The organism is Burkholderia sp. BCC0044 (assembly GCF_902832955.1).
Lineage (GTDB): Bacteria > Pseudomonadota > Gammaproteobacteria > Burkholderiales > Burkholderiaceae > Burkholderia.
The window spans coordinates 526,840-550,129 of sequence record NZ_CADFDO010000002.1 but is presented as its reverse complement, the minus strand read 5'-3'; the positions used below and the strand labels follow the sequence as shown (position 1 = coordinate 550,129).

At 66.6% G+C, this 23,290-nt stretch carries 23 protein-coding genes; 3 read left to right on the top strand and 20 right to left on the bottom strand.

Translation table 11 applies throughout. The annotated features are described in order from the left end of the window. Nucleotides 1–32 precede the first annotated feature (32 nt). Nucleotides 33–2,618, top strand: a complete 2,586-nt coding sequence (gene acnB / locus HWX14_RS11060) for a bifunctional aconitate hydratase 2/2-methylisocitrate dehydratase (RefSeq protein ID WP_175882753.1) — start codon at nucleotides 33–35, stop codon at nucleotides 2,616–2,618. A 125-nt stretch (nucleotides 2,619–2,743) separates the two neighbouring features. On the opposite strand, the gene HWX14_RS11055 is transcribed toward acnB, so the two are convergent. The 4 genes from HWX14_RS11055 to HWX14_RS11040 all read right to left on the bottom strand — a co-directional run bounded on the left by HWX14_RS11055 (nucleotide 2,744) and on the right by HWX14_RS11040 (nucleotide 6,621). Then, nucleotides 2,744–3,157, bottom strand: a complete 414-nt coding sequence (locus tag HWX14_RS11055) for a PPC domain-containing DNA-binding protein (protein WP_175882752.1) — start codon at nucleotides 3,155–3,157, stop codon at nucleotides 2,744–2,746. 74 nt (nucleotides 3,158–3,231) lie between these two features. Continuing rightward, the gene (locus tag HWX14_RS11050; RefSeq protein WP_175882751.1) at nucleotides 3,232–3,783 is read right to left on the bottom strand and encodes a GNAT family N-acetyltransferase; all 552 of its coding nucleotides are present in this window, start codon (nucleotides 3,781–3,783) and stop codon (nucleotides 3,232–3,234) included. Nucleotides 3,784–3,952: 169 nt separating this feature from the next. Further along, on the bottom strand, nucleotides 3,953–5,353 hold the full coding sequence (locus HWX14_RS11045) for an MFS transporter (RefSeq protein ID WP_175882750.1): 1,401 nt from the start codon (nucleotides 5,351–5,353) through the stop codon (nucleotides 3,953–3,955). Between the two features lie 23 nt (nucleotides 5,354–5,376). Next, nucleotides 5,377–6,621 (bottom strand): FAD-dependent oxidoreductase, encoded by a 1,245-nt coding sequence (locus HWX14_RS11040; protein ID WP_175882749.1) that lies wholly within the window; start codon nucleotides 6,619–6,621, stop codon nucleotides 5,377–5,379. Between the two features lie 92 nt (nucleotides 6,622–6,713). Here HWX14_RS11040 and HWX14_RS11035 point away from each other — a divergent pair, with 92 nt between their 5' ends. Then, entirely contained in the window at nucleotides 6,714–7,766 is a 1,053-nt protein-coding gene (locus tag HWX14_RS11035; RefSeq protein ID WP_175882748.1) for an RNA-guided endonuclease TnpB family protein, read from the top strand. A gap of 13 nt (nucleotides 7,767–7,779) precedes the next feature. On the opposite strand, the gene HWX14_RS11030 is transcribed toward HWX14_RS11035, so the two are convergent. From HWX14_RS11030 to HWX14_RS10975, 12 genes are all read right to left on the bottom strand, one after another. Further along, nucleotides 7,780–8,742: a VOC family protein gene (locus HWX14_RS11030; protein WP_175882747.1), complete on the bottom strand. Its 963-nt coding sequence runs from the start codon at nucleotides 8,740–8,742 to the stop codon at nucleotides 7,780–7,782. 18 nt (nucleotides 8,743–8,760) lie between these two features. Further along, nucleotides 8,761–10,251: an aldehyde dehydrogenase gene (locus HWX14_RS11025; RefSeq protein WP_175882746.1), complete on the bottom strand. Its 1,491-nt coding sequence runs from the start codon at nucleotides 10,249–10,251 to the stop codon at nucleotides 8,761–8,763. 72 nt (nucleotides 10,252–10,323) lie between these two features. Continuing rightward, entirely contained in the window at nucleotides 10,324–11,145 is an 822-nt protein-coding gene (locus HWX14_RS11020; RefSeq protein ID WP_175882745.1) for an aspartate dehydrogenase, read from the bottom strand. Further along, entirely contained in the window at nucleotides 11,138–12,805 is a 1,668-nt protein-coding gene (locus tag HWX14_RS11015; protein WP_175882744.1) for a thiamine pyrophosphate-binding protein, read from the bottom strand. Before HWX14_RS11015 ends, HWX14_RS11020 begins: the two co-directional genes overlap by 8 nt. Further along, nucleotides 12,798–13,595, bottom strand: a complete 798-nt coding sequence (locus HWX14_RS11010) for an SDR family oxidoreductase (protein WP_175882743.1) — start codon at nucleotides 13,593–13,595, stop codon at nucleotides 12,798–12,800. Before HWX14_RS11010 ends, HWX14_RS11015 begins: the two co-directional genes overlap by 8 nt. Nucleotides 13,596–13,674: 79 nt before the next feature. After that, nucleotides 13,675–14,532 (bottom strand): IclR family transcriptional regulator, encoded by an 858-nt coding sequence (locus HWX14_RS11005; RefSeq protein ID WP_175882742.1) that lies wholly within the window; start codon nucleotides 14,530–14,532, stop codon nucleotides 13,675–13,677. Continuing rightward, complete coding sequence (locus HWX14_RS11000; RefSeq protein WP_175882741.1) at nucleotides 14,529–15,425, bottom strand: alpha/beta hydrolase; 897 nt, start codon at nucleotides 15,423–15,425, stop codon at nucleotides 14,529–14,531. Before HWX14_RS11000 ends, HWX14_RS11005 begins: the two co-directional genes overlap by 4 nt. A gap of 18 nt (nucleotides 15,426–15,443) precedes the next feature. Next, the gene (locus HWX14_RS10995) at nucleotides 15,444–15,971 is read right to left on the bottom strand and encodes a cupin domain-containing protein (RefSeq protein ID WP_011547424.1); all 528 of its coding nucleotides are present in this window, start codon (nucleotides 15,969–15,971) and stop codon (nucleotides 15,444–15,446) included. 34 nt (nucleotides 15,972–16,005) lie between these two features. Beyond that, entirely contained in the window at nucleotides 16,006–16,776 is a 771-nt protein-coding gene (locus HWX14_RS10990) for an SDR family oxidoreductase (RefSeq protein ID WP_175882740.1), read from the bottom strand. Next, nucleotides 16,769–17,839 (bottom strand): aromatic ring-hydroxylating dioxygenase subunit alpha, encoded by a 1,071-nt coding sequence (locus HWX14_RS10985; RefSeq protein WP_175882739.1) that lies wholly within the window; start codon nucleotides 17,837–17,839, stop codon nucleotides 16,769–16,771. Before HWX14_RS10985 ends, HWX14_RS10990 begins: the two co-directional genes overlap by 8 nt. Before the next feature lie 65 nt (nucleotides 17,840–17,904). Then, complete coding sequence (locus tag HWX14_RS10980; protein WP_175882738.1) at nucleotides 17,905–18,216, bottom strand: recombinase-like helix-turn-helix domain-containing protein; 312 nt, start codon at nucleotides 18,214–18,216, stop codon at nucleotides 17,905–17,907. A 1-nt stretch (nucleotide 18,217) separates the two neighbouring features. Beyond that, nucleotides 18,218–18,535, bottom strand: coding sequence for a non-heme iron oxygenase ferredoxin subunit (locus tag HWX14_RS10975; RefSeq protein WP_175882737.1), 318 nt, complete (start codon nucleotides 18,533–18,535; stop codon nucleotides 18,218–18,220). Between the two features lie 443 nt (nucleotides 18,536–18,978). Between HWX14_RS10975 and HWX14_RS10970 the strand changes: the two genes are divergently transcribed. Beyond that, the gene (locus HWX14_RS10970; RefSeq protein ID WP_175882736.1) at nucleotides 18,979–20,058 is read left to right on the top strand and encodes a porin; all 1,080 of its coding nucleotides are present in this window, start codon (nucleotides 18,979–18,981) and stop codon (nucleotides 20,056–20,058) included. Between the two features lie 105 nt (nucleotides 20,059–20,163). Here HWX14_RS10970 and HWX14_RS10965 read toward each other — a convergent pair whose 3' ends face one another. The 4 genes from HWX14_RS10965 to HWX14_RS10950 form a co-directional block, all read right to left on the bottom strand. Then, the gene (locus tag HWX14_RS10965) at nucleotides 20,164–21,057 is read right to left on the bottom strand and encodes an IclR family transcriptional regulator (RefSeq protein ID WP_175882735.1); all 894 of its coding nucleotides are present in this window, start codon (nucleotides 21,055–21,057) and stop codon (nucleotides 20,164–20,166) included. Nucleotides 21,058–21,347: 290 nt separating this feature from the next. Next, nucleotides 21,348–21,827 carry a type 6 secretion system effector deamidase TecA gene (tecA, locus tag HWX14_RS10960; RefSeq protein WP_175882734.1) on the bottom strand — a complete coding sequence of 160 codons (480 nt, stop codon included), beginning with the start codon at nucleotides 21,825–21,827 and terminating at the stop codon, nucleotides 21,348–21,350. A gap of 285 nt (nucleotides 21,828–22,112) precedes the next feature. Beyond that, nucleotides 22,113–22,319 carry a hypothetical protein gene (locus tag HWX14_RS10955; RefSeq protein WP_034204546.1) on the bottom strand — a complete coding sequence of 69 codons (207 nt, stop codon included), beginning with the start codon at nucleotides 22,317–22,319 and terminating at the stop codon, nucleotides 22,113–22,115. Nucleotides 22,320–22,623: 304 nt separating this feature from the next. Then, the gene (locus tag HWX14_RS10950) at nucleotides 22,624–23,223 is read right to left on the bottom strand and encodes an alpha-ketoglutarate-dependent dioxygenase AlkB (RefSeq protein ID WP_244130200.1); all 600 of its coding nucleotides are present in this window, start codon (nucleotides 23,221–23,223) and stop codon (nucleotides 22,624–22,626) included. Nucleotides 23,224–23,290: the final 67 nt, after the last annotated feature.

Here is a 23,290-nt window from a genome sequence, read left to right as displayed (position 1 = left end):
TCCCCTCAAACGCAATATCAGCAGGTCTCCCCATGCTTGAAAACTTTCGTGCTCACGTGGCCGCCCGCGCCGCGCTCGGTATTCCTCCCCTGCCGCTGACGGCTCAGCAGACCGCCGAACTGGTCGAATTGCTGACCAACCCGCCCGCCGGCGAAGAGCAGACGCTGGTCGACCTGATCACCCATCGCGTGCCCGCCGGCGTCGACGAAGCCGCCCGCGTGAAGGCCGGCTTCCTGGCCGCCGTGGCCAAGGGCGAGACCGCCTGCCCGCTCATCTCGCGCGAACGCGCGACCGAGCTGCTCGGCACGATGCTCGGCGGCTACAACATCCAGCCGCTGATCGAGCTGCTGTCCGATGAAGCCGTCGCCGCGGTCGCCGCCGACGCGCTGAAGAAAACCCTGCTGATGTTCGACCAGTTCCATGACGTGAAGGAACTCGCCGACAAGGGCAACGCGCACGCGAAGGCCGTGCTGCAGAGCTGGGCCGACGCCGAATGGTTCACGAGCCGTCCGGAAGTGCCGGAAAGCCTGACCATCACCGTGTTCAAGGTCACGGGCGAAACCAACACCGACGATCTATCGCCGGCGCCGGACGCCACCACCCGCCCGGACATCCCGATGCACGCGCTCGCGATGCTGAAGAACGCGCGCCCGGGCATCACGCCGGAAGAAGACGGCAAGCGCGGCCCGGTCAAGTTCATCGAATCGCTGAAGGAAAAGGGGCACCTGGTCGCCTACGTCGGCGACGTGGTCGGCACCGGCTCCTCGCGCAAGTCGGCCACCAACTCGGTGCTGTGGTTCACCGGCGAAGACATCCCGTTCGTCCCGAACAAGCGTTTCGGCGGCGTGTGCCTCGGCGGCAAGATCGCTCCGATCTTCTACAACACGATGGAAGACGCCGGCGCGCTGCCGATCGAGCTCGACGTGTCGCAAATGAACATGGGCGACGTGGTCGAACTGCGCCCGTACGAAGGCAAGGCGCTGAAGGACGGCCAGGTCATCGCCGAATTCCAGGTGAAGTCCGACGTGCTGTTCGACGAAGTGCGCGCCGGCGGCCGCATTCCGCTGATCATCGGCCGCGGCCTGACCGCGAAGGCGCGTGAAGCGCTCGGCCTCGCGCCGTCGACGCTGTTCCGCCTGCCGCATCAGCCGGCCGACAGCGGCAAGGGCTTCTCGCTCGCGCAGAAGATGGTCGGCCGCGCGTGCGGTCTGCCGGAAGGCCAGGGCGTGCGCCCGGGCACGTACTGCGAACCGAAGATGACCTCGGTCGGCTCGCAGGACACCACGGGCCCGATGACCCGCGACGAACTGAAGGATCTGGCCTGCCTCGGCTTCTCGGCCGACCTCGTGATGCAGTCGTTCTGCCACACCGCCGCGTATCCGAAGCCGGTCGACGTGAAGACGCACCAGACGCTGCCGAACTTCATCAGCACGCGCGGCGGCATCGCGCTGCGCCCGGGCGACGGCGTGATCCACTCGTGGCTGAACCGCATGCTGCTGCCCGACACCGTCGGCACCGGCGGCGATTCGCACACGCGCTTCCCGATCGGCATCAGCTTCCCGGCAGGCTCGGGCCTCGTCGCGTTCGCGGCCGCCACCGGCACGATGCCGCTGGACATGCCGGAATCGGTGCTGGTCCGCTTCAAGGGCAAGATGCAGCCGGGCGTCACGCTGCGCGACCTCGTCAACGCGATCCCGCTGTACGCGATCAAGCAAGGCATGCTGACGGTCGCCAAGCAAGGCAAGAAGAACATCTTCTCGGGCCGCATTCTCGAAATCGAAGGCCTGCCCGACCTGAAGGTCGAGCAAGCGTTCGAGCTGTCGGATGCGTCGGCCGAGCGTTCGGCCGCCGGTTGCACGGTGCACCTGAACAAGGAACCGATCATCGAGTACCTGAACAGCAACGTCACGCTGCTCAAGTGGATGATCGCGCAGGGCTACCAGGATCCGCGCAGCCTGCAGCGCCGTATCGCCGCGATGGAACAATGGCTGGCCGACCCGCAACTGCTGTCGCCGGATGCCGACGCCGAGTACGCGGCCGTCATCGAGATCGACCTCGCCGACATCCACGAGCCGATCGTCGCCTGCCCGAACGACCCGGACGACGTGAAGACGCTGTCGGACGTCGCCGGTGCGAAGATCGACGAAGTGTTCATCGGTTCGTGCATGACCAACATCGGTCACTTCCGTGCCGCGTCGAAGCTGCTCGAAGGCAAGCGCGACATTCCGGTCAAGCTGTGGGTCGCGCCGCCGACCAAGATGGACCAGAAGCAGCTGACGGAAGAAGGCCACTATGGCGTGTTCGGCACGGCCGGCGCACGGACCGAAATGCCGGGCTGCTCGCTGTGCATGGGTAACCAGGCACAGGTGCGCGAAGGCGCGACGGTGATGTCGACGTCGACCCGCAACTTCCCGAACCGTCTCGGCAAGAACACGAACGTGTACCTCGGCTCCGCTGAACTGGCGGCGATCTGCTCGCGTCTGGGCAAGATCCCGACCAAGGAAGAGTACATGGCCGACATGGGCGTGCTCACCGCGAACGGCGACAAGATCTACCAGTACATGAACTTCGACCAGATCGAAGACTTCAAGGAAGTCGCCGACACCGTGCAGATGTAAGCACGCAGTCGGGCTGCGGCGGGTGGTCGACGTCGCAGCGCACCGAAAGGCGCCGCGGGCCGAAAGGCCTCGGCGCTTTTTTTATGCGGCGCGGAAAGGACGCAGCGATCGATGCATCGACGCATTCATGCGGCGTCGCCGCCCGATTCGCGACGGATCACCAGTTCGTTGAAGCCGGTGCCCCCATCATGCTCGCGCGAGAAACGATGCGCGGGCAGCAGCGCGAGCAGGATCTCGGCCGTCGTGCGCACCACGCAGCCGCTCGCGACATGGCCGCCGGTCACGCGGCCCGCTGCATCCGAGATCGACATATGCAGATGCGCGCCGTCCGGCGACACCGAGCCGGCCAGCGTCAGGATTTCGAAGTCGCCGCGCAGCTCGGTCGGCCGATCGACGCCGGCGAAGCGCAACTGCGCGACGCTCAGGCTGCCGATGCCCTGGATTACGAAGGCCGCGTGCGCTTCATGTCGATGTAGCGCTGCCTCGATGGCGCCGCGCAAATCGTCGCCGGGGGAAAGACGCAGAGGATGAGCTTGCATGGTCGAGAACCTGTAGGTGGACCGTGATATCGACCAAGCGTACGTTCGCGCCGTGAATCCGGCAAGTCGGCCGCCTACGCGCCGCGATCGCTCGCCAGCAACCCGTACAGCGCGCTGTCCGACACTTCGTCGCCGACGATCCAGCGTTCGCGCAGCAGCCCTTCCCGGACGAAGCCCAGCCGTTCGAGCAGCCGCGCCGACGCAATGTTGCGCGGATCGATATCGGCCTCGAGCCGGTTCAGCCGCAGCGTACCGAATGCATGCTCGATCATGGCCGATGCCGCTTCGCGCATGTATCCGCCGCGCCAGAACGCGCGCCGCAGGCAAAAGCCGATCTCCGCACGCCGGCATTGCGCGTTCGCATGGAACAGCGCGCATTCGCCGAGCGCTTCGCCAGTTTCCCGCAGTTCCAGCACGCAGACCAGGCTGTCCCCGCTCGCGGACGTCTGCACGTTGCGTGCGACGCGCGCCTCGGCCTGCTCGATCTGCGTCATCGGCGAGAACGAGAAATAGCGCATCGCTTCCGCATCGGACCAGATCTCGAAGAAGGCCGGTGCGTCGGCGTCGCGAAGCGGCCGCAGGACGAGGCGGGAGGTATGCAACGTGACGGGTTCGAACAGGGGCATGGCGCGGCATGATGAAAATCGGGACCGTGAATTAGAACACGTGACCCATGCGGCAGCCATGGCGCCCGTTTGCAACGCTCGACATGGAACGACCGATTCACCGCGAAACAAAAAGGCCCGGGGAGCATCCCCCGGGCCCGAGCACCTCATCCACTACTGCCGACCACACTCACGCCTCGAGCGCCTCCAGCACCTTGCCCTTCGTCTCGATCCCGACGAAATGCACGGTCGCCGCCGCGATCAGCGGCACGACGCCGATCAGGTAGAACGCCGGCGCGAGGTTCCCGCCGATGATCGCGTGCGGCACGATCATCGGCGCGGCGAACGACGCGATCTTCAGCCACGCGCTGCCGAGCCCGCAGCCCGACGCGCGGATGCTCGTCGGATACTGTTCGGGCGTGTAGACGTACGCGGTAATGAAGCCCGACGCCATCAGCCCGAGCGACAGCGAACAGAAGATCGCGACCACGTACACCGACGACGCGTGATAGATACCCGCGAACGCCAGCGACAGCGCGCACAGCACGAACGACCACACGATCACCGGCTTGCGGCCGAGCTTGTCGACCAGCAGCGCGGAGGCCAGCGACCCGAGCACGCCCATCACCGAACCGATTACCGCGAGGTTCAGTGCGAGCTGCAGCGGCGCGTGATAGAAGTTCTTGTAGATCGTCGGCAGCCACGTGGACAGCCCGTACTGGATGAACCCGCAGGTCGCCCACAGCGTCGCCACCGCGAGCGTGCGTTTGCGATACGCGGCGCTGAACAGGTCGCTCATCCTGCGCTTCGGATGCTGGCGCACCATCTCGTCGAACGCGGCCGCCTGCGTGACCGGCGGCAGCTCGCCGCGCACCGATCCTTCGAACACGCCGACCGCCCGCCCGGCTTCCGCGAGCCGCCCGCGCGACGCGAGCCAGCGCGGCGATTCCGGCACGAGGCGCGCGAGCACGAGCGACAGGATCACCGGCAGCCCGCCGACGAAGTACATGATCTCCCAGCCGAAGCGCGGCACGAGCCACGCGCCGAGCGCCATCGATACCAGCAGGCCGATCGGGAACACGATCTCGTACAGCAGCACGAACCGGCCGCGGCCATGCGCGCGGGTAATCTCGTTGATGTACGTGGCCGCCACCGGCAACTCGCCGCCCAGCCCGAGCCCCTGCAAGATCCGCAGCAGCACGAAGATCTCGAACGTCGGCGCGAAGCCGCACGCGATGCTCGTGATGCCGATCACCGCCGAGCTCCACGCGATCGCTTTCACGCGGCCATGCTTTTCCGCGAGCGCGGGAAACAGGAATGCGCCGATCAGCTGGCCGATCGCGCCGGACGCGATCAGCATGCCGATCTGTGTCGGCGACAGCCCCCATTTGTGAATCAGCAGCGGCAGCGTCGCCGCGATCGTGATCACGTCGAAGCCGTCGAAGAACGTCGCGGTGCCGATCAGCACGCGTGCGCGGATCTGCATCGCGTTGGCCGGAAGCCGCTCGAGCCGCGCGATGATCGCGCCGGGCGTGGAGGCGGCAGCTTCCATCGTGGCCCTGCCGGCCACGACGTTGTCGAAAGTGCTCATGCGGGGTGTCTCCTGGATCTCGGTCAGGCAAGCGCTTGGGTCGTGTCTGCCAGGGCTTCCGTGTTCACTGCCCGGCCCTGGTTCATCCACTTGCGCGCGAGCTTCAGCTCACGCGCGTTGTTCACGGCGACGACACCTCTCACATGTCCGTCGCCCACGAAAAACAGCGTCGCACGACGCGCGGCGAGATCGCCGCGCACGACGAGCTGCGCATCGGCCGGCAGATCGCCGAGGATCTGCAGGTTCACGTCGTACTGATCGGACCAGAACCACGGAATCTCCGCGTACGGCGCGCGCACGCCGAGCACGGCCTTCGCCGCCGCGATCGCCTGGTTCTGCGCGTTGGCCCACGATTCGAGCCGCACGCGCCGCTTCAGCCAGCCGTTGTGATGGTTCGCGACGTCGCCGCACGCGAAGATTGCCGGGTCGCTCGTCGCGCCGTATTCATCGACGACGATACCGTCATCGACCGCGAGCCCCGCGTCGCTCGCAAGCGACGCGTTCAGCGCGAGGCCGATGCCGGCCACCGCGAAATCGGCGTCGATCGTCGTGCCGTCGGCGAGCGTCGCGCGTACCTTCGACGCATCGTCCGGCTGTGCAGCGAGCGACGCGAGCGCCGCGCCGAGCCGCACGTCGACGCCGTTCGAGCGATGCAGATCGAGCAGGAAGTCCGACACGATCTGCGGCACCGAGCGACCGCACAGACGCGGCGCACCTTCGACGACCACCGCTTCGACGCCGAGCTTGCGCGCGGTCGCCGCGACTTCGAGGCCGATCCAGCCACCGCCGATCACGAGCACGCGCCGGCTCGCGCGCAGCTTCTCGCCGAGCGCGGCCGCTTCGTCGAGCGTGCGCAGGTAATGCAGGTTAGGCGTGTTGACGAGCGCATCGGGCAAGCGGCGCGACGTGCCGCCGGTCGCGATCACGAGGCGGTCGTATTCGATCTCGCGGCCGCTTTCGGTTTTCACCACGCGGCGGGCGCGATCGATCGACGCCGCACGTTCCGGCTGCCATGCCTCGACGTTCAGCGCGTCGAATTCGTCGGGGCGCACGACGCGCACCGTTTCAATGTCGGCGTCGCCGGCCAGCACGGCCTTCGACAGCGGCGGGCGCTCGTACGGCAGATGCGGCTCGTCGGCGATCATCACGAGGCGGCCCGCGAAGCCTTCCGCGCGCAGCGTCTTCAGCACCCAGCCGGCCGCCTGGCCGCCGCCGATCACGACGACGGTGCCCGGCGCGGGCTGCTCCTGCGTGTCTGCTTCGTTCATCCGTTTTTTCTCCAAGAAACCCCACCATCCAAAGCGGGAAAGAAAGGAGAGCTGTTGACAAGCAGCTTCTTCCACGGGTTAGGATCACCGGCATGATCCTTGTCTACCGCTACCGGGTGAAATCGCTCAACGGACTGCTTAACAAGCAGAGCCGCGCGGTGAACTACGTCTGGAACTTCTGCAACAACACGCAGAAGCACGCGCTCAAGTGGAGCAAAAAGTGGCCGACGGGTTTCGACCTGAGTGGACTGACGAGCGGCAGCAGCAAGGAGCTTGGCATCCACTCTGGGACGATCAACGCAACTTGCTTGCAGTACGCACAATCCCGTAGCCAGCACCGACGCCCTTACCTGCGCTATCGCGGCAAGAGAACGCTCGGCTGGGTACCGCTGAAAGGGCGCGACCTGAAGCGTGAAGGCGACGCGTTCCGCTTTGCCGGCAACACCTTCCGAGTGTTCAACAGCCGGCCGCTTCCCGAAGGCAAGATCAAGGACGGGACCAACTTTGCGCAGGATGCGCGTGGCAACTGGTTTCTCAACGTCGTGATCGATGTACCCGATGTTCAGGCTCGACCGATTCGTTCTGGTGTCGGCATCGATCTCGGCCTGAAAGAGTTCGCCACACTTTCGACGGGCGAGAAGCTGCCTAATGACCGATTCGGTCGGCGCGCGGCGGAGAAACTCGCGAAGGCTCAAAGGGCACGAAAGCACAAGCGGCATATCGCGAAGCTGCATGCCAAGGTCGCTAATGCCAGATCCGATTTTCAGCACAAGTTGGTGCTCGATCTGGTGCGGCGCTTCGATTACATCGCGGTCGGCAACGTGTCGGCCGCAAAACTCGCCAGAACCAAGATGGCGAAAAGCGTCTACGACGCATCCTGGTCGTCCTTCCGGAACAAGCTCCGCTACAAAGCGATCGCGCACGGAGCCACGTTCGAGGAAGTCGACGAAAGCGGTTCTACCCAGTCCTGTTCGTCGTGCGGGTCGAAAGACAGCGCGACGCGGCCGAAAGGTATCGCGGGACTGCGAATAAGGGAATGGACGTGCAGTAGCTGTGGTGTCGTGCATGATCGTGATATCAACGCTGCGTTGAACATTCTCCGATGCGGACGTGCATCGCCAGGTGTGGGAATCCTGTGCCTTTAGGCATAGGAGAACGTCAAGATTTCCGCTCCGTCATGAACTTGCCTTCCGGCGCCTTCGCGTTCTTCTGCCGGCGCGTGTTGCCGTCGAGGCCGCCGTCGACGGCCCATTCGGCGAACACGGTCGGGCCCGGTTCGAATTCGCGCGGTTGCCATTCGGGCGTCAGCACGTCTTCGTCCGCGTAGTACTCGATCAGCGCGCCGGCCGGATTCTGGAAGTACCAGAAGTACGCGGACGACACCGGATGACGCCCCGGCCCGAGCTGCGTTTCCCAGCCGCAGCGGTCGATGTGCATGCCGCCGCCGAACACTTCGTGGATGTCGCGTACGGTGAACGCGACGTGGTTCAGGCCGCGTTTGCCATTCGGCAGCGCGAGCAGGAACAGGTCGTGATGGCCGCCGTGCGGCGCGCAGCGCATGAACGCGCCGCGGCCCGGATAACGGTCCGACGTCTCGAAGCCGAGCAGCTCGTGATAGAACGTTTCCTGCGCGTCGAGGCAGTTCGTGAAGAACACCACGTGGCCGACCTCCACCGGCTCCGCGCGCACATAGATCGGGCTCGGCTGGTCGACACGCAGCGTGTGGCCCCACACGTTCGACGGCGAGCCAGTGATGTCGAGTGCGCGCTTGCGCGTGACTTCGATACGGATCGCCATCCCGTTCGGATCGATGCAGCCGACCGCGTCGTCCTGCGCGTAATAGCCGGGCTGGCCGGCGAGCTTCGAGCGCAGCGCGTCGACTTCCTGCCGCGTCGCGACGCCCCACGTGACTTCACGCAGCGTCGGGCCCGCTTCGAACGCGGGCGGCAGCGACGGATCGTCGGCCTTCACGACGAGCACGGTGCAGCCGTTCATCGTTTCGAAGCGTGCGCGCGTGTCGTCGTGCGCGACTTCCTTCAAGCCCCAGTCGGCGAAAAAACGCCGGCAAGTGGCAAGATCGTCGACACCGTACGTGATCTGCTCGATTCCCAAGATGCTCATTGTGTCATTCCTCTTCGCTCAGTTCGCCCACGGCAGCGGTGCGTCGTTCAAGCCCCAGTAAAGGCTCTTCTGCTGCATGTACTCGCGGATGCCGAGACGCCCCTTCTCGCGGCCCATCCCGCTCTCCTTCCAGCCCGAGAACGGCGTGGAAATCGAGAACAGCTTGTACGTGTTGATCCACACGGTGCCCGTCTCCAGCGCCCGCGCGATGCGCCACGCACGCTTGTAGTCGCGCGTCCAGATGCCGGCCGCGAGGCCGAACACGCTGTCGTTCGCCTGCGCGATCAGCGATGCTTCGTCGTCGAACGGCATCGCGACCAGCACCGGCCCGAAGATTTCCTCCTGGCAGATGCGCGCGCTGTTCGGCAAGCCTTCGAGAATCGTCGGCTGATAGAAGAAGCCGTCCTCGCGCCCGTCGCCCGACGGCCGCTCGCCGCCGCACAGCAGGCGGCCGCCTTCTTCCAGCCCGAGCGCGACGTAGCGTTCGACCGATTCGCGATGCTTCGCGGTGATCAGCGGGCCCATCTGCGTATCGGGCCGCGTCGGATCGCCCACGCGCAGCTTGCGTGCGCCGGCCACCAGCCGCTGCATGAATGCGTCGTACACCGCGCGCTGCACGAACAGCCGCGAACCGGCGATGCACGCCTCGCCCGACGAGCTGAAGATGCCGTACAGCACGCCGTTGACCGCGTGATCGAGATCGGCGTCGTCGCAGACGATCGTCGGCGACTTGCCGCCGAGTTCGAGCGACACGGGCATCAACTTTTCCGCCGCGATGCGCGCGATGCCGCGGCCCACTTCGGTACCACCGGTGAACGACACTTTCTTCACCAGCGGATGACGCACGAGTACGTCGCCGATCACCGAGCCCTTGCCCGGCAACACGCTCAGCACGCCTTTCGGCACGCCCGCTTCCTCGCAGATGCGCGCCAGCGCGAGCGACACGAGCGGCGTGACCTCGGCCGGCTTGAGCACCACCGCGTTGCCGCCGGCGAGCGCCGGCGCGAGCTTCTGCGCATCGGATGCGATCGGCGAATTCCACGGCGTGATCGCCGCGATCACGCCGATCGGCTCGTGCACGCTCATCGTCAGGTAGTCGCCGCGCGACGGCGTCAGCTCTTCGTCGAGCGTTTCGAGGCAGGCCGCGAAATAGCGGAACGTGTTCGCCGCGCTGGCCACCAGCACGCGCGTCTCGCTGATCGGCTTGCCGTTGTCGCGGCGCTGCAGGTTCGCGAGCGCCTCGTGGCGCTGCATGATCAGGTCCGCGATCCGGTACAGCACCAGCGCGCGTTGATGCGGCTTGAGCCCGGCCCAGTCGGCGCGACGCCACGCGGCGTCGGCCGCCACGACGGCGTCGGCCGCGTCTTCCGCGTTCGCCGTCGACACTTCCATGTTCACCGACTGGTCGGCCGGATAGATGCTCGCGTAGGGCGCGCCACGGCCGCGCCGCCACTCGCCGCCGATCAGGATGTTGCCGTCGGGTACGAGGCTCGTATCGAAAGGAGTCATGTCACAAGTCCCACAAATCTGTCTCTGCACATCCGCCCTCGCCGTGGCGCGGACGGACGCTCGATGGTCCGGTCAGATCACGCAGCAGGCCGCGCGGTTGCGCAGCGCGCGAATCGCGCTGTACGCGGTCAGCGCGGACGTCTTCGGGTTGTCGGGCAACGGCTTGCCGCTCATTTCCAGCGACATCTCGCCGAATGCGCCGCGCGCGGTGATGCGGTGCACGTTGCGCTCGACGGCCGGATCGGCGATCAGCCGCACGTGCGTCGCGTCGAGGCCGAGGCCCGCGAGCGCGACCGTCGCCGCGACGTTCGCGTTCTTCGGATACAGCCGCGCGGCGTCGCGCGCGGTGCCTTCGAAGATCACCTTTTCCTCGGTCATCGCGCGCAGGTCGCACAGCGCCTCGGCCGGCGTGTCGAGCCAGCCGAGCGGCGGCTTGCGGCCGACGTACAGCACCTCGTCGAGCCCGCCCTGCTTCGCGGACGCCAGCGCGTCGATCCCGCCGATCGCGCCGGACAGCAGCGTCACGGTGGCGCCGCCGTCGTCGGCGGCCTGCGACAGCACGTCGAGCAGCGCGAGATCGGACAGCGCGCCGATCGACGCGACCGCGCAGTCGGTGCCGGCCTTCAGCAGCGGCACGACGTGATCGACGAGCGCGCCGTGGCCTGCGCATTCGAGCGCGAACGCGGGGCGGCGGGCCAGCGCGTCGACCGACGACACGACCTCCACCGCGTCGCCGAGCACGGCCTGCACCGCCGCGCGCTGGTGCTCCGGCACGATCACGTGCGCGACGCGCAGCGACGCATCGTGCTCGACCGCGCGGTACACGGCCGCGCCGATCGCGCCGAAGCCGATCATCGCGACGTCGACGGGTGCCCGCTTGTGCCCGTTACGCATACTGGCGCTCCGTCGGCGCTTCCTTCTTCACCGGCGGCCCCGCGAAGTTCGACGCGAACGCGCCGACCGACAGCATGTCGACCTCGACCATCACCGGCCCTTCCTTCGCGATTCCTTCGCGCACGATCGCTTCGGCCTGTTCGAGCGACGTGATCCGGTAGTGCGCGAGGCCGAAGCTCGCGCAGAACTGCGCGAAATCGGGCTGGTGCAACTGCACGAAGCAGCGGCGGCCGCCGTAGTGCGCATCCTGGATGTTGCGGATCACGCCGTAGCACTGGTCGTTCATCAGCACGATCATCACGTTCGCGTTTTCCTGCACGGCCGTGACGAGCTCGCCGACGTTGACCATCAGGCCGCCGTCGCCGACGAGGCAGACCGTCTTCGCCGCCGCGCCCGCGAGCGCCGCGCCGATGCCCATCTGGATGCCCTGGCCGATGCCGCCGCCGAGCGCATGCACGCCGGCGCGCGGCTCGAAGATCTTCAGCAGGCGGTTGCCCCACGTGCTGTTCGAGATCGTCACGTCGCGCACCCAGTTGTAGTCGCGGCCCACCGCGCCCTGCAGCGTGTCGACGAGCTTCTTGTACGGCCCGAGGCCCTTCGCCACGTCGGCCACGGCCTCCTCGCGCGCCGCCGCGAGATCGGCCGCGAATTGCGGATCGACCGACAGACGGCCTTCGAGGCGATCGGCCAGCTCGGCCAGCACGCGCTTCGAATCGCCATGCACGAACAGTGCGTTGCGATAGCCGCGGTTGTCGGCCAGCGCATCGGCATCGACGCGGAACAGCGGCTGCGGCAGCGCGAGCTTGTACTTCAGCGTCTCGTTGCCGCGCAGGCGCGAGCCGACCACGACGAGCGCATCGCAGGTCTTGTAGAACGCTTCGACCGACGCATGCACGTTGAACGCGCCGAGCGTCGCCGGGTGATCTTCCGGCAGCACGCCGCGGCCCTGCACGCTCGTCACGACGCCGAAGCCGAGCTTCACGAGGCGTTCGACTTCGTCGCGTGCATGGCGCGCACCGCCGCCGAGCCACAGCAGCGGGCGACGCTTGGCCGCGAGTGCGTCGGCCAGCTTCGCGACGCGCGTGCTGTCATGCTCGCGCACGGCGACGTGAGCCGGTGCGAGATCTTCCGGCCATTCGATCTCGGCCGCCTGGATGTCGATCGGAATCTCGACGGATACGGGGCCCGTCGGCGCGGTCTGCGCGATGCGCACGGCTTCGCGGATCGTCGGCAGCACGGTTTCGACCGTGCGCACGCGGAACGCGGCCTTCGAAATCGAGTCGAGCATCGACAACTGGTCGGGCGCTTCGTGGATGTACGCGAGATCCTGGTCGAGATACGGCGTCTCGATCTGCCCGGTGATGTGCAGCAGCGCGGTGCCGGCCGTCAGCGCCTCGACCATCGCGCCGGCCGCGTTGCCCGCCGCCGTGCCCGTGCTCGTGAACGCGACGCCGAGGCCGCCCGACACGCGGGCCAGCCCGTCGGCCATGTTCAGCGCGCCGGCTTCACCGCGTGCACCGACATACCGGATGTTGCCGCGCGAATTGATCGCGTCGAGGATCGGCATGTTGTGGATCGAGATGACACCGAATGCGGTCTTCACGCCGCACTGCTCGAGAAAGGCGGCAATCAGCTCGCCAACCGTGGTTTTTTCAGACATGGCGTGCAAAGCCTCCAGAAACGTCGATATGGCTGCCCGTCGTGTAGGACGACAGATGCGTTGCGAGATAAAAAAGGGCCCAGGCGGCCTCGTCAGGCTTGCCGAAGCGATTCAGCGGGATGTTCTTCTTGCGCGCGAGCGCGCCCGTCCAGTCTTCCCAGCTTTCGCCGGGCTGCGCCTGCGTATCGTAGCGGCGGCGCCACTGCCCCGACTCGACGATGCCGATCAGGATCGAGTTCACGCGGATGCGCTGCGGCGCAAGTTCGGTCGCGAGCGACTTCACGAGGCTCAGCACGCCGGCACGCGCGGACGACGTCGCAACCATGTGCGGCTCGGGTTGCAGCGCGAGCAGCGAGTTCACGCAGGTGATCGTCGGCGCGGCCGCATCGCGCAGCAGCGGCAGGAACGCACGCGTCGGGCGGATGATGCTGAAGTACTTCAGTTCGAGTTCCTCGCGCCACGCATCGTCGGTCGTGTCGGCGAAGGTCGACACGCGACCCTGGCCGGCGTTGTTGACGAGCATGTCGGCACGGCCGAAACGGTCGGAAACGGCCTGCGCGAACGCGGTCACGTCGGCTTCGTCGAGCACGTTGCAGCGCGCGGCGAGCAGCTGTGCATCGGCGTACTTGTCGCGCAGCATCGCTTCGGCGCGTGCGAGGCGTTCGCCGTCGCGGCCGCAAATCGCGACCGACGCGCCGGCCTGCAGGAACCGTTCGGCCGTCGCGAGGCCGATGCCGGACGAACCGCCCGTCACCACCGCCACTTGCCCGGTCAGATCGATCTCAATCATGTCGTCGGTCCTCGCCGGGCCGCCCCAAGAGGATTGACCGCCCCCTCGGGGGGCAGCGTGCGAAGCATGCGTGGGGGTCTCATTTCAATCCCAAAGCCTTCATGAACGTGTGCTCGTCATCCGAGCGGTAATTGAGCCGCCGCGACAATTCCGCCGCCGCGCGCTGCACCTTGTCGATCAGCCCGTCGGCAATCAGCGCCGCGTCGATCTCCGGGCGCGGCACCGTCACCGTGATGCATGCGACGATCTTCTGCGTCTCGTTGCGCACCGGCGCCGTGACGACCGAGATCCCGCGCTCGAACGACGAATTGCTGACGCCGTAGCCGCGCAGTGCATCCTCGCGGATCATGTCGTACAGCGCGTCGACCGTTTCCGGCGTCGCGCTCGTCATCCGGTTCAGCGCACCTTCCGGATACAGCGCACGCAGTTCCGACAGCGACAGGTCGCCCATCAGCACATGGCCGTGCGTCGTCGCATGCGCGGGCAGCCGTGTGCCGACGTTCACGCGGATCGAGCTGAACACCGGCGACTGGCTCTGCGCCTTCGCGACGAACACCACGTCGCGGCCGTCGCGGATCACGATGTGCGTCGTGAAGCCGGTCGCGTCGCGCAGGCTCTCGATCACCGGCAGGCCGAGATCGGTCAGTTCCAGCGAGCTCAGATATTCGAAGCCGAGCCGCAGCACGGCGATGCCGAGCTTGTAGTTGCGATCCTTGTCCGCGCGCTCGAGAAAGCCGAGCGATTCGAGCGTCTGCAGCAGACGGAACACCGTCGTGCGCGGAATGCCGAGCCGTTTCGACAGTTCGGGCGCGCCGAGCACCGGTTCGCGCGGCGAGAATTCGGCGAGAATCCGCAGCCCGCGTTCGAGGCCCGGCACCACGTAGTTGGCGTCGGCCTTCGCGTTGTCGGAGTCGTTTTGTTGCAGCGGTTCGCTCATGACAGCCCTCGCTGCGTATCGCACTGACGACAGAACGTGTCGATCAGCGCGGAGTAGATGGCCGGCGCTTCCACATAACCGGCATGGCCTGCCTGCGGAATCACCTGCAGCCCGACGTGCGCGGCCGCGGCGATCCGCTCGCACGCAGCCGGCGGCGTGATCGCGTCGTTCGCGCCGACGGCCACCGCCGTGCGGCCGCGAAAGCCGGCGAGATCGGCTGCGAGATCGGCGTTCGCGAGCAGATGCGTGGCCTGCGCATAGCCGGCCGGCACGATGCGCGCCATGTTCCAGCGCACCCACGCGCGGGCTTCCTCGTTCGCGAAACCCGACAGCATGTTGCCGCTGCGCTGCTCGGCGAGCCCGGCCGGGCCGAGTTCCGCGAGCATGGCAAGGCGTGCATCGCGGCGCGTGTCACGCGTTTGCGCGGGCGCACTGCCATAACCGCCCGCGGGTGAAATCAGCAGCAGCCCGGCGATCCGCGCGGGCATCACGCGGGTGAGTCCACCGGCGATGATCGCGCCGAGCGAATGCCCGACCAGCACGCAGCGTTCGATGCCGAGTGCCTCGAGCCACGCGTTCAGCGACGCCGCGTAATCGGCAGCGGCCGGCGACGCGCCGGGCACGGGCGTCGACACGCCGTAACCTGGCGCATCCCACGCGAGCACGCGGCGCGATGCGCGCAGCGTGTCGAGCTGGCTCACCCACGATGCGGCGCCCGAGCCGATCCCGTGCAGCAGCACGACTGGCAGCGTATGGCCTGCCTGCTGCGCGCCGGCCTCACGGTAGCCGATCGTGCCCGCCGCGCCAGCTTCGCAACGCTGCTCGGGAAACTGCCCGAGCAGCGCGGCGAACGCCGCGGTGCGGTCGCGTTCACGTTTGTCGATGACACTCATTGCTTCATCCGCCCCGTCTCAGCGCTTGATCTTCGCGAGCGGCGAATCGGGCGGATACGTCGGCGTGATCGGCTTCGACGAACCGAGCATCACGCACATCAGCGCATCTTCCTCGCCGATGTTGATTTCCGTTCGATACACGCCCGGCGGCACCGAGATCAGGTCGCGCTCGCCGAGGATCGCTTCCCAGGTCTCGCCGTCGCGCTCGCAGATCACCTTCATCTTGCCGCGCAGCACGAAGAAGATTTCCTCGACGTCGATGTGGATGTGGCTCGGGCCGATGTTGCCGGCCGGGATCACCATCGTCGAAAACGTGAAGTTGCCGGCCGGCACCGTGTTGACGTCCTTCGCGACGCCCGTGCCGCCCGTGCCGACATAGCGCATCTGCGCACGGCGGTACTTCGGGTCGTAGTCGGCCTGGAACTTCAGCGCGTCCCAGTCGTAGCGCCGCGTTTCGTAGCGCGCGACGCGCCCTTCCATCCAGTCATTGAAGCTTGCGCCTTCCGGCTGGTCCCACGACTTGCGTTCGAGATCGGCGTCCGCCATCGTCCTCTCCTTCATTCAGAGTGAAAACTTCAAATCAGTTCATTACGAAGCCGCCGTTCACCGGCAGCAGTTGGCCCGTCACGAAGCGCGCGCCGTCCGACAGCAGGAACAGCACCGGGCCCGTCACGTCGCCGGGCACCTGCGCCCGTGTGAGCGCGCGACCCTGCAGGTAAAACGCATGGCGTTCGGCCGGCACGTAGGCGGTCGCCTCGACTTCGGTGAGCCCCGGCGCGATCGCGTTGACCGTCACGCCGTGCGGGCCGAACTCGCGTGCCTGCGCATGCGTCATCGCGATCACCGCGCCCTTGCTCGCGACGTACGCGAGCAGCTTCGGTGCGCCCCAGAGCGCGGTGTCCGATGCAAGGTTCACGATCGCGCCGCGGCCCGATTGCGCGAGGTGCGGCAGCGCCGCATTGCTGACGAGCCACACGCCGCGCACGTTCACGTTCATCACGGCATCCCACGTCGACACGTCGAGCTCCGTCGACAGCTTGCCGCCCGAATTCGTGATCGCCGCGTTGTTGATCAGCGCGTCGATGCCGCCGAGCGCCGCCGCGCCCTGCGCGACGAACGCGTCGATGCTGGCCGGGTCGGCGAGGTCGAGTGCGAGGAAATGCGCGGCGTGGCCGGCTTGCGCGAGCTGCGCGGCCAGCGCGCGGCCCTCTTCGATCAGCACGTCGCCGAACGCGACCTGCGCGCCCGCTTCGACCAGCGCCGTCACGAACGCGGCGCCGAGACCGCGTGCGCCGCCCGTGACGAGCACGCGGCGACCGGGCAGCGCGACGACCGGAGCGAACTCAGCCATTCGCGGGCTCCGAAGCGGCGTGCGCCGCACGATGCGCGTCGAGCGCGGACAGGTGTTCCTGCGCCCGCTGGCGCAGCATCCGGCGCACGCGCGTGATGCCGACGTCGTGCTGGTACAGGTATTCGTGATCGCGCGCATGCGGCGCGAGGCTTTCGAGGACGTAGCGATCCTGCTCGAGCACGTCCCAGTGCAGGCCTTCGAGGCGGTTGCGGTACATGAAGCGCCACACGTCGCGCTGCCAGCCGCTGACCTTGCGCGTGCGCCAGAAGTAGACCTGACAGTGGTCGCTGTCGACCGGCGTCGCGAAGCCGATGATCCCGAAGTTGCCGCCCGGGCCGAACTTCTGCTTGTACGGAATCGCGAGGCGCATCCACAGGCAGCCGGTTTCGCCGAGCTCGACCCAGTCGAAGTTCACGTCGCGCTGGCCGATCTTCTCGAACATCAGGCCCGTGTCCGTCTTGCGCACGCGCATGTCGGCCTGCTTGTCGCCTTCGGCCATCGAGTGCGACGTCGCGTGCAGATACGCGCCGTGCATCGGGTCCATCACGTTGTCGATCGCGTACTGGTAATTGCACTTCCAGTTCGATACGCACAGGAAGTGCGCGTATTCATCGGCGACCAGTTCTTCCGGCAGGTTCAGCGGCGCCGGCTCGCCGTGCGCTTCGTCGCCGAACCACAGGAAGATCGCGCCGGCCTTCTCCTCGACCGGATACGACTTCACGCACTTCGTGCCTTCGAGCGGACAGTTCGACACGGCCGGCACGCGGTTGACCGTGCCGCCGCCGTCGACTTCGATGCCGTGATACCAGCACGCGATGTTGCCGCCGAGGTTCCAGCCGAGCGACAGGCGCGCGCCGCGATGCGGGCAGCGATCTTCCAGCGCGTGGACCTTGCCTTCGTGATCGCGCCACAGCACGATCTGCTCGGACAGGCGCGTGAGGCCGACGGGCGCGTTCGACACCTGCCAGCTCGGCGCGACGGGATACCAGTAGTTCTTGATGCCGCGATCGAGATAGTCGCGGACCGGGTCGTGTCGGGTTTCGTGTTGGTCGGGGGACGTCATCAATGTGCTCCGGATGCGGTGCGGTTGTCGGGTCGGCGTTCAGGCGCGCGGTGCGGTCGGTGCGCTCATTCCGCCAGCGAGGCCATTTCGGCGCGGAAACGCTCAGGTGTCCAAACCGAGCCGTCCGGCGCGCGGAAACCGATGCGGTTCAGGCCCGCGACAATGTCGTCCAGCTCGGTCGCGCCGCTCTCGAACACGCGCTCGAGCGCATCGCCGAGGTCGTTTTCGTACTGGGTCGGTGCGGCCTTGCGGTTCTGCCAGATCTGGTTCTCGACCTGGCCGGGGATCTCGATCTGCCCCTTGCCGGCGACGTTGTTCGGCTGCGGCGCCACCCACGGCTTCAGGAACGGATTGAAGTTGACGGTCGCTTCTTTCATGTCAGTCCACCTTGATCTGGATTTCTTCACCGGCGAGGCGCACCGCGTACTGCTTCAGCGCACGTCCGCCCGGGCCCTTCAGGCATTCGCCCGTCTTGATGTCGAACACGGCCTCGTGCAGCGGGCATTCGACCGTGCCTTCGTCGACGAACCCCTGCGTCAGCAGCGCGTATGCATGCGGGCACACGTTCTCGAGCGCATAGACGTCCTCGCCGACGCGGTAGATCCCGATTTCCACGCCGTCGGTCCGCTTGAACTCGATCGGCGTGTCTTCCGACAGCGCACCGGCGTGACCGGCGCAAATCCATTGTTCAGACATCTCGCACCCTTCCTTCTGATCGACTCTCGGTTTGTTCCGATTTGTTCCATATCCGGAACAGCAGTTTATGGATGGTGATTATAGAAGTGACTCTCCACGAGTAAAACAAAAAGCTGCATTCGTTAGGGAAAACACCGACCGCGAGCTCGACGAACGCTTTCGCTTGCCTTCTCGAATGTAATTTTTTGTTGTTTGACGGGGATTTATCGGCTTTTTCAGGACATCACGCCGTGGGGTCGAGCGCCCGGCACGGCACGCATCCGTCCCGAAAAATTTATTTTTGATCCGGCGCTCGACGCCTCTATACTCCATTCCATCAAAGGTACATCGTTCCTTATATGGAACAAATAAAAGCCCCTTGGCGATGAACATGCGCGACGGCCGGCCGTCCCCGCGCAGCCGTCACGACACGTTTTCATCAGGTTGGAGAGTCAGGAGACAAAATGGTCAAGCATGCGGTAGCAGCGGCAGTGATCGGGATGGGCGCCGCGTCGGGCGCGTGGGCGCAGAGCAGCGTGGTGCTGTACGGCAGCCTGGATGCGGGTGTCGCGTACGTGAACAACGTCGGCGGCCACGCGAAGTGGGCGATGATCCAGGGCAATACGCAGCCGGATCGATGGGGCCTGAAGGGCAAGGAAGACCTCGGCGGCGGGCTGTCGGCGATCTTCCAGCTCGAAAACGGCTTCTATACGAACAACGGCCAGTTCGCGACCGCGAACACGATCTGGAACCGCGCGGCGTTCGTCGGCCTCGCGTCGGAGCGCTACGGCACGCTGACGCTCGGCCGCCAGACGCCGCTGTCGTTCGACTATCTCGATCCGCTCAGCACCGCGTACCTTGCGCTGAGCTGGTACGCGTTCCATCCGGGCAACATCGACGGGCTCGCCGCGACCGGCAACGTGCCGTACAACAATTCGGTGAAGTACCGTTCGCCGACCTTCGCCGGCTTCTCGGCCGCGGCGACGCTCGCGCTCGGCAACACGACGAACTTCTCGACCGGCAAATCGGTCGGCGTCGCGCTGAACTATGCGAACGGGCCGTTCAAGGCGTCGGCCGTCTACTCGAACGAGCATGACCGCTCGATCCTGATCAGCCAGACGGGCATCACGTCGTTCCAGGGGCAGAACACCGCGAACGGCTACCTCGCGAACAAGGTGGAGAACATCGGCGCGGGCGCGTCGTACCAGATCGGCGACTTCCTCGTGCACGGCCTCTACACGCGCGTGAAGATGCAGTCGAACGGGTTTTCCGACACGTTCCAGAGCTACGACGCGGGCGTGAACTACCGCAGCAGCGCGTTCAACACGATCGCGGGCGGCGCGGCGACCACGACGCTGGCCGGCCGCCGCTGGACGCAGGTCGAACTCGGCGACATCTACGCGTTGTCGAAGCGCACGCAGCTGTATGCGAACGTGCTTTATGAACACGGTTCGGGCGGCGCAAAGGCCGCGTTCTTCACGGCCGGCGTGTCGAGCACCGCGAACCAGGTGATCGTGCTGACCGGGATTCATCACTCGTTCTGAACGCGTTCAGGCGCCGGGCTTCGGCGCCCGAAAACGACAAGAGCGGCCCGCGGGCCGCTCTTGTCGTTTGCCATGCCGCGCGCGGCGGCCGGATCGATGCGCGCGTCAGAACATCGCGACCTTGTGGCGCGCATGCGCGAACGTCGGGTCGTTTTCGAGCGGACGATAGTTCAGCCGTTGCGACAGGTCGACCGCCGCGCCGCACACGGCTTCGACGAGCCGCTCCTTCTCGGCGGCGTCGCCGATCTCCGAGCGCGGCACCGTCGCGGTGATCGCCGCGACGATCGAGCCCGAATGATCGCGCACGGGCGCGGTCACGGCCGAAATGCCGCTCTCGAACGCCGCCTCGCTGACCGCATAGCCGAGCCGCGCGTAATGACGCACGCGTTCGTACAGCTCGTCGACGGTGCCGGGCGTGCGCTCGGTGAACTGCTCGAGTTTCTTCTCCGGATAGAGCTGCCGCAGCGCATCGCGCGTCAGGTCGCCCATCAGCACGTGGCCGTGCACGGTCGCATGCGCGGGCAGCCGCGTGCCGACGTGCACCTTCACCGAACCGAACATCGACGCATTGCTTTGCGCCTTCGCGACGAACACCACGTCACGCTGGTCGCGGATCAGCAGGTGCGTCGACAGGCCGGTCGAGTCGCGCAGCCGTTCGAGCACGGGCGCGCCGAGATCGGTCAGTTCGAGCGAATTCAGGTATTCGAAGCCGAGCCGCAGCACGCCGACGCCGAGCCGGAAATAGCGGTCGCCGTTCACGCGTTCGAGAAAACCGAGCGCTTCGAGCGTCTGCAGCAGGCGGAACGTGGTCGTGCGCGGAATGCCGATGCGCTTCGACAGCTCGGGCGCGCCGAGCACGGGCTCGCGCGCGGAGAATTCGGCGAGGATCCGCAGCCCGCGTTCGAGCCCCGGCACCAGATAGGACGAGGCGCCGCCCGACGACTCGTCGTCGCCAGGCACCGCCGGATCGGGTGCGCCGCTCATCGTTGTCTTGACCATGTGGACATGGACGGAAGGAAGTCAGTCACGAAACAGGTCATGGATCGCCGTGGATATTCAGTCATGCTACCTCAGTGCGCGCGTGGGCTCGCACCGGCGCGCGGCGTCGCGATGCAGCATGCGCGCCCACGCCGCCATGACGCGTCATTCAAGGTCGAGAGGATAGCAGCGTTGGACGGCGCGACGCCATGCGGAAATCGCCGGACGGCGGGAAGGCGGCCGCGCGGCGTTGGCGCGCGACCGCCTTCGGCTGGCGGGGGAAAACAGCGTGAGATTCGACGCCGGACAGCCTACAGGCGCGACAGATAGACGCGAATGGTCGTGCGGTCGTACGAAAAGCCGCCGGCCGGATCCGGCTGAAGCACCCGTGTCAGATCGACCGGATGCAGCCATCCGGCGCCCAGCAGGCCGCCGTTGATCCCGCGAATCCGGGTGCCGCCGACGGCGATCGCGGCGTGAAAGACATTCGCGCCGCGCGCGAAGCCCACCGCGGTGCCCGCCGGAATGCTCGCGCGCCCGTCCCATTGATCGCCGGTCTCGAAGTTGAAGCGCGTCTTCCACAACTGGCCGATCGTGTCGAGCAGCGCGCCGGGCGCGATGATCGCGTCGGCACGCAGCAGATACCGGACATACGCCGCGGCGTCGTAGCAGACGCCGCCGGACACGTACTCGTCGATGTTCGCCATCCCGAACATCAGCGCCTGCGCGTGTTTTTGCCGCTCGGCGATGCCGGATTGGGCGACATGCCCGCCTAACTGGGTCAGTTGCACGGATAGCTCCTTTCAGGAAGGCGGGACGTCATCGTCCCGCCGGTGCGATAACGTCATATCTTATTACGATAGAGCTCGACACCGGCTTTCGCTACGCGCGTCGTATCGTCGGCGCGATGCTCGAGCATCGAATGGCACGAACCATGTGGCGCGGCAAAACGCCAGCAGACAGTCGCCTCTCGCCACCAGCGAAAAGCGAAAAATGGGAAACAGTCGGAACAGCACCGCCCCGCAACGGGCGGTACAGAGGGAAGACGATCCTCGGGCGGGATCGGCGCGACGGCGTCAGGCCGTCACGGCGGCGTCATATTCGGCGCGGGCAAGCTGGCCGGCGGCGTATGCCTCGGCTTCGCCGCGAAAGCCTTCCCGGCTGAACGCCACGACTTTCACGCCGACGCCGGTCGCCCGCTTCACCGTCAGCGCCCATTGCCATCCGCCGTCTTGCTCGAAGACGTGCAGCGAGGGTGCGAAGGAAGGGTCGAGTACGGTCACGCGTTTTGCTCCTGCTCCGTGCGCGCTGCGTCGGCAACGTACGGAGACATGTCGAAAGGGTCGCGCCGGCATGCCGACGCACTTCTGTCATTCGACAGTTTATTCAAGAATTGTTGCGACGCACCATCAGAGGTTTCACTCACCTATCGGAACCGGGCGGTCGATCGAATTTGACTGAAAGCATTGCTGGGCGGGCCTCAGCGCCACGTCGGGCGGCCCCGCATTGCGTTCGTGTGGCAACGTGCCGCACGAACGGCTGATTGCCTGCCTCGCTCTTTCGTGGATCAGGGAAACGGGGCGCGACCTATACGTCGGCCATCGACACGCGCCGGAAGGTCAGGTTCACGCGTTCGCCCTGCACGCCCGGCACCTTCGGCACGCGGTGCTGCCATTCGGCCTGCGTGCGTCCGCGCATCACGAGCAGGCTGCCATGCATGAGGCGGTACGCATGCGTGACGCCGGTCGCGCGATGGCGCAGATCGAACACGCGCATCGCGCCGAGGCTCACCGACGCGATCACCGGCGCGCCGCCGAGTTCGGGCTCGTTGTCCGCGTGCCAGCCGAGGCTGTCCAGCCCGTTGCGATAGCGATTGAGCAGCACGCTGTTGAAACGCACGCCGCAGGTCGCTTCGACCGCGTGCTTCAGCCCGAGCACGGCCGGCGTCCATGGCTCGGGGACGTTGCGGATCCCCGAGTACACGTACACGGCATCCGGTTCGCCCTGCCACGCGGTGAGCCGCGGCAACGGAATGCGTCCGCGCGGCGTGCGGATCGTGTCCTGCCGCCACGCGACCTCGCCGATCAGCGCGGCCAGCGCGCGATCGGCGTCGGGCGGCGCCAGCCAGTCCGGGTACCAGTCCACGTCGGGCACGGGCGTTTCAGCGAAGAGATCGGGCGTCGACATGTCGGCAGGAACGGGCGGGGAACGGAGCGAACGACGCATCTCTGCATACTAGCCAACGGCGCCGCGC

Bases quoted from the DNA above. Each gene is read 5' to 3' on its own strand.
- HWX14_RS11040 (WP_175882749.1), bottom strand. From the start codon at position 6,621: ATGAACGAAGCAGACACGCAGGAGCAGCCCGCGCCGGGCACCGTCGTC.
- HWX14_RS11010 (WP_175882743.1), bottom strand. From the start codon at position 13,595: ATGATTGAGATCGATCTGACCGGGCAAGTGGCGGTGGTGACGGGCGGT.
- HWX14_RS11020 (WP_175882745.1), bottom strand. From the start codon at position 11,145: ATGCGTAACGGGCACAAGCGGGCACCCGTCGACGTCGCGATGATCGGC.
- HWX14_RS11035 (WP_175882748.1), top strand. From the start codon at position 6,714: ATGATCCTTGTCTACCGCTACCGGGTGAAATCGCTCAACGGACTGCTT.
- HWX14_RS11000 (WP_175882741.1), bottom strand. From the start codon at position 15,425: ATGAGTGTCATCGACAAACGTGAACGCGACCGCACCGCGGCGTTCGCC.
- HWX14_RS10980 (WP_175882738.1), bottom strand. From the start codon at position 18,216: ATGAAAGAAGCGACCGTCAACTTCAATCCGTTCCTGAAGCCGTGGGTG.
- HWX14_RS11050 (WP_175882751.1), bottom strand. From the start codon at position 3,783: ATGCCCCTGTTCGAACCCGTCACGTTGCATACCTCCCGCCTCGTCCTG.
- acnB (WP_175882753.1), top strand. From the start codon at position 33: ATGCTTGAAAACTTTCGTGCTCACGTGGCCGCCCGCGCCGCGCTCGGT.
- HWX14_RS11005 (WP_175882742.1), bottom strand. From the start codon at position 14,532: ATGAGCGAACCGCTGCAACAAAACGACTCCGACAACGCGAAGGCCGAC.
- HWX14_RS11045 (WP_175882750.1), bottom strand. From the start codon at position 5,353: ATGAGCACTTTCGACAACGTCGTGGCCGGCAGGGCCACGATGGAAGCT.
- HWX14_RS10995 (WP_011547424.1), bottom strand. From the start codon at position 15,971: ATGGCGGACGCCGATCTCGAACGCAAGTCGTGGGACCAGCCGGAAGGC.
- HWX14_RS10970 (WP_175882736.1), top strand. From the start codon at position 18,979: ATGGTCAAGCATGCGGTAGCAGCGGCAGTGATCGGGATGGGCGCCGCG.
- HWX14_RS10950 (WP_244130200.1), bottom strand. From the start codon at position 23,223: ATGTCGACGCCCGATCTCTTCGCTGAAACGCCCGTGCCCGACGTGGAC.
- HWX14_RS11030 (WP_175882747.1), bottom strand. From the start codon at position 8,742: ATGAGCATCTTGGGAATCGAGCAGATCACGTACGGTGTCGACGATCTT.
- HWX14_RS10965 (WP_175882735.1), bottom strand. From the start codon at position 21,057: ATGGTCAAGACAACGATGAGCGGCGCACCCGATCCGGCGGTGCCTGGC.
- HWX14_RS11025 (WP_175882746.1), bottom strand. From the start codon at position 10,251: ATGACTCCTTTCGATACGAGCCTCGTACCCGACGGCAACATCCTGATC.
- HWX14_RS11055 (WP_175882752.1), bottom strand. From the start codon at position 3,157: ATGCAAGCTCATCCTCTGCGTCTTTCCCCCGGCGACGATTTGCGCGGC.
- HWX14_RS11015 (WP_175882744.1), bottom strand. From the start codon at position 12,805: ATGTCTGAAAAAACCACGGTTGGCGAGCTGATTGCCGCCTTTCTCGAG.
- HWX14_RS10985 (WP_175882739.1), bottom strand. From the start codon at position 17,839: ATGACGTCCCCCGACCAACACGAAACCCGACACGACCCGGTCCGCGAC.
- HWX14_RS10975 (WP_175882737.1), bottom strand. From the start codon at position 18,535: ATGTCTGAACAATGGATTTGCGCCGGTCACGCCGGTGCGCTGTCGGAA.
- HWX14_RS10990 (WP_175882740.1), bottom strand. From the start codon at position 16,776: ATGGCTGAGTTCGCTCCGGTCGTCGCGCTGCCCGGTCGCCGCGTGCTC.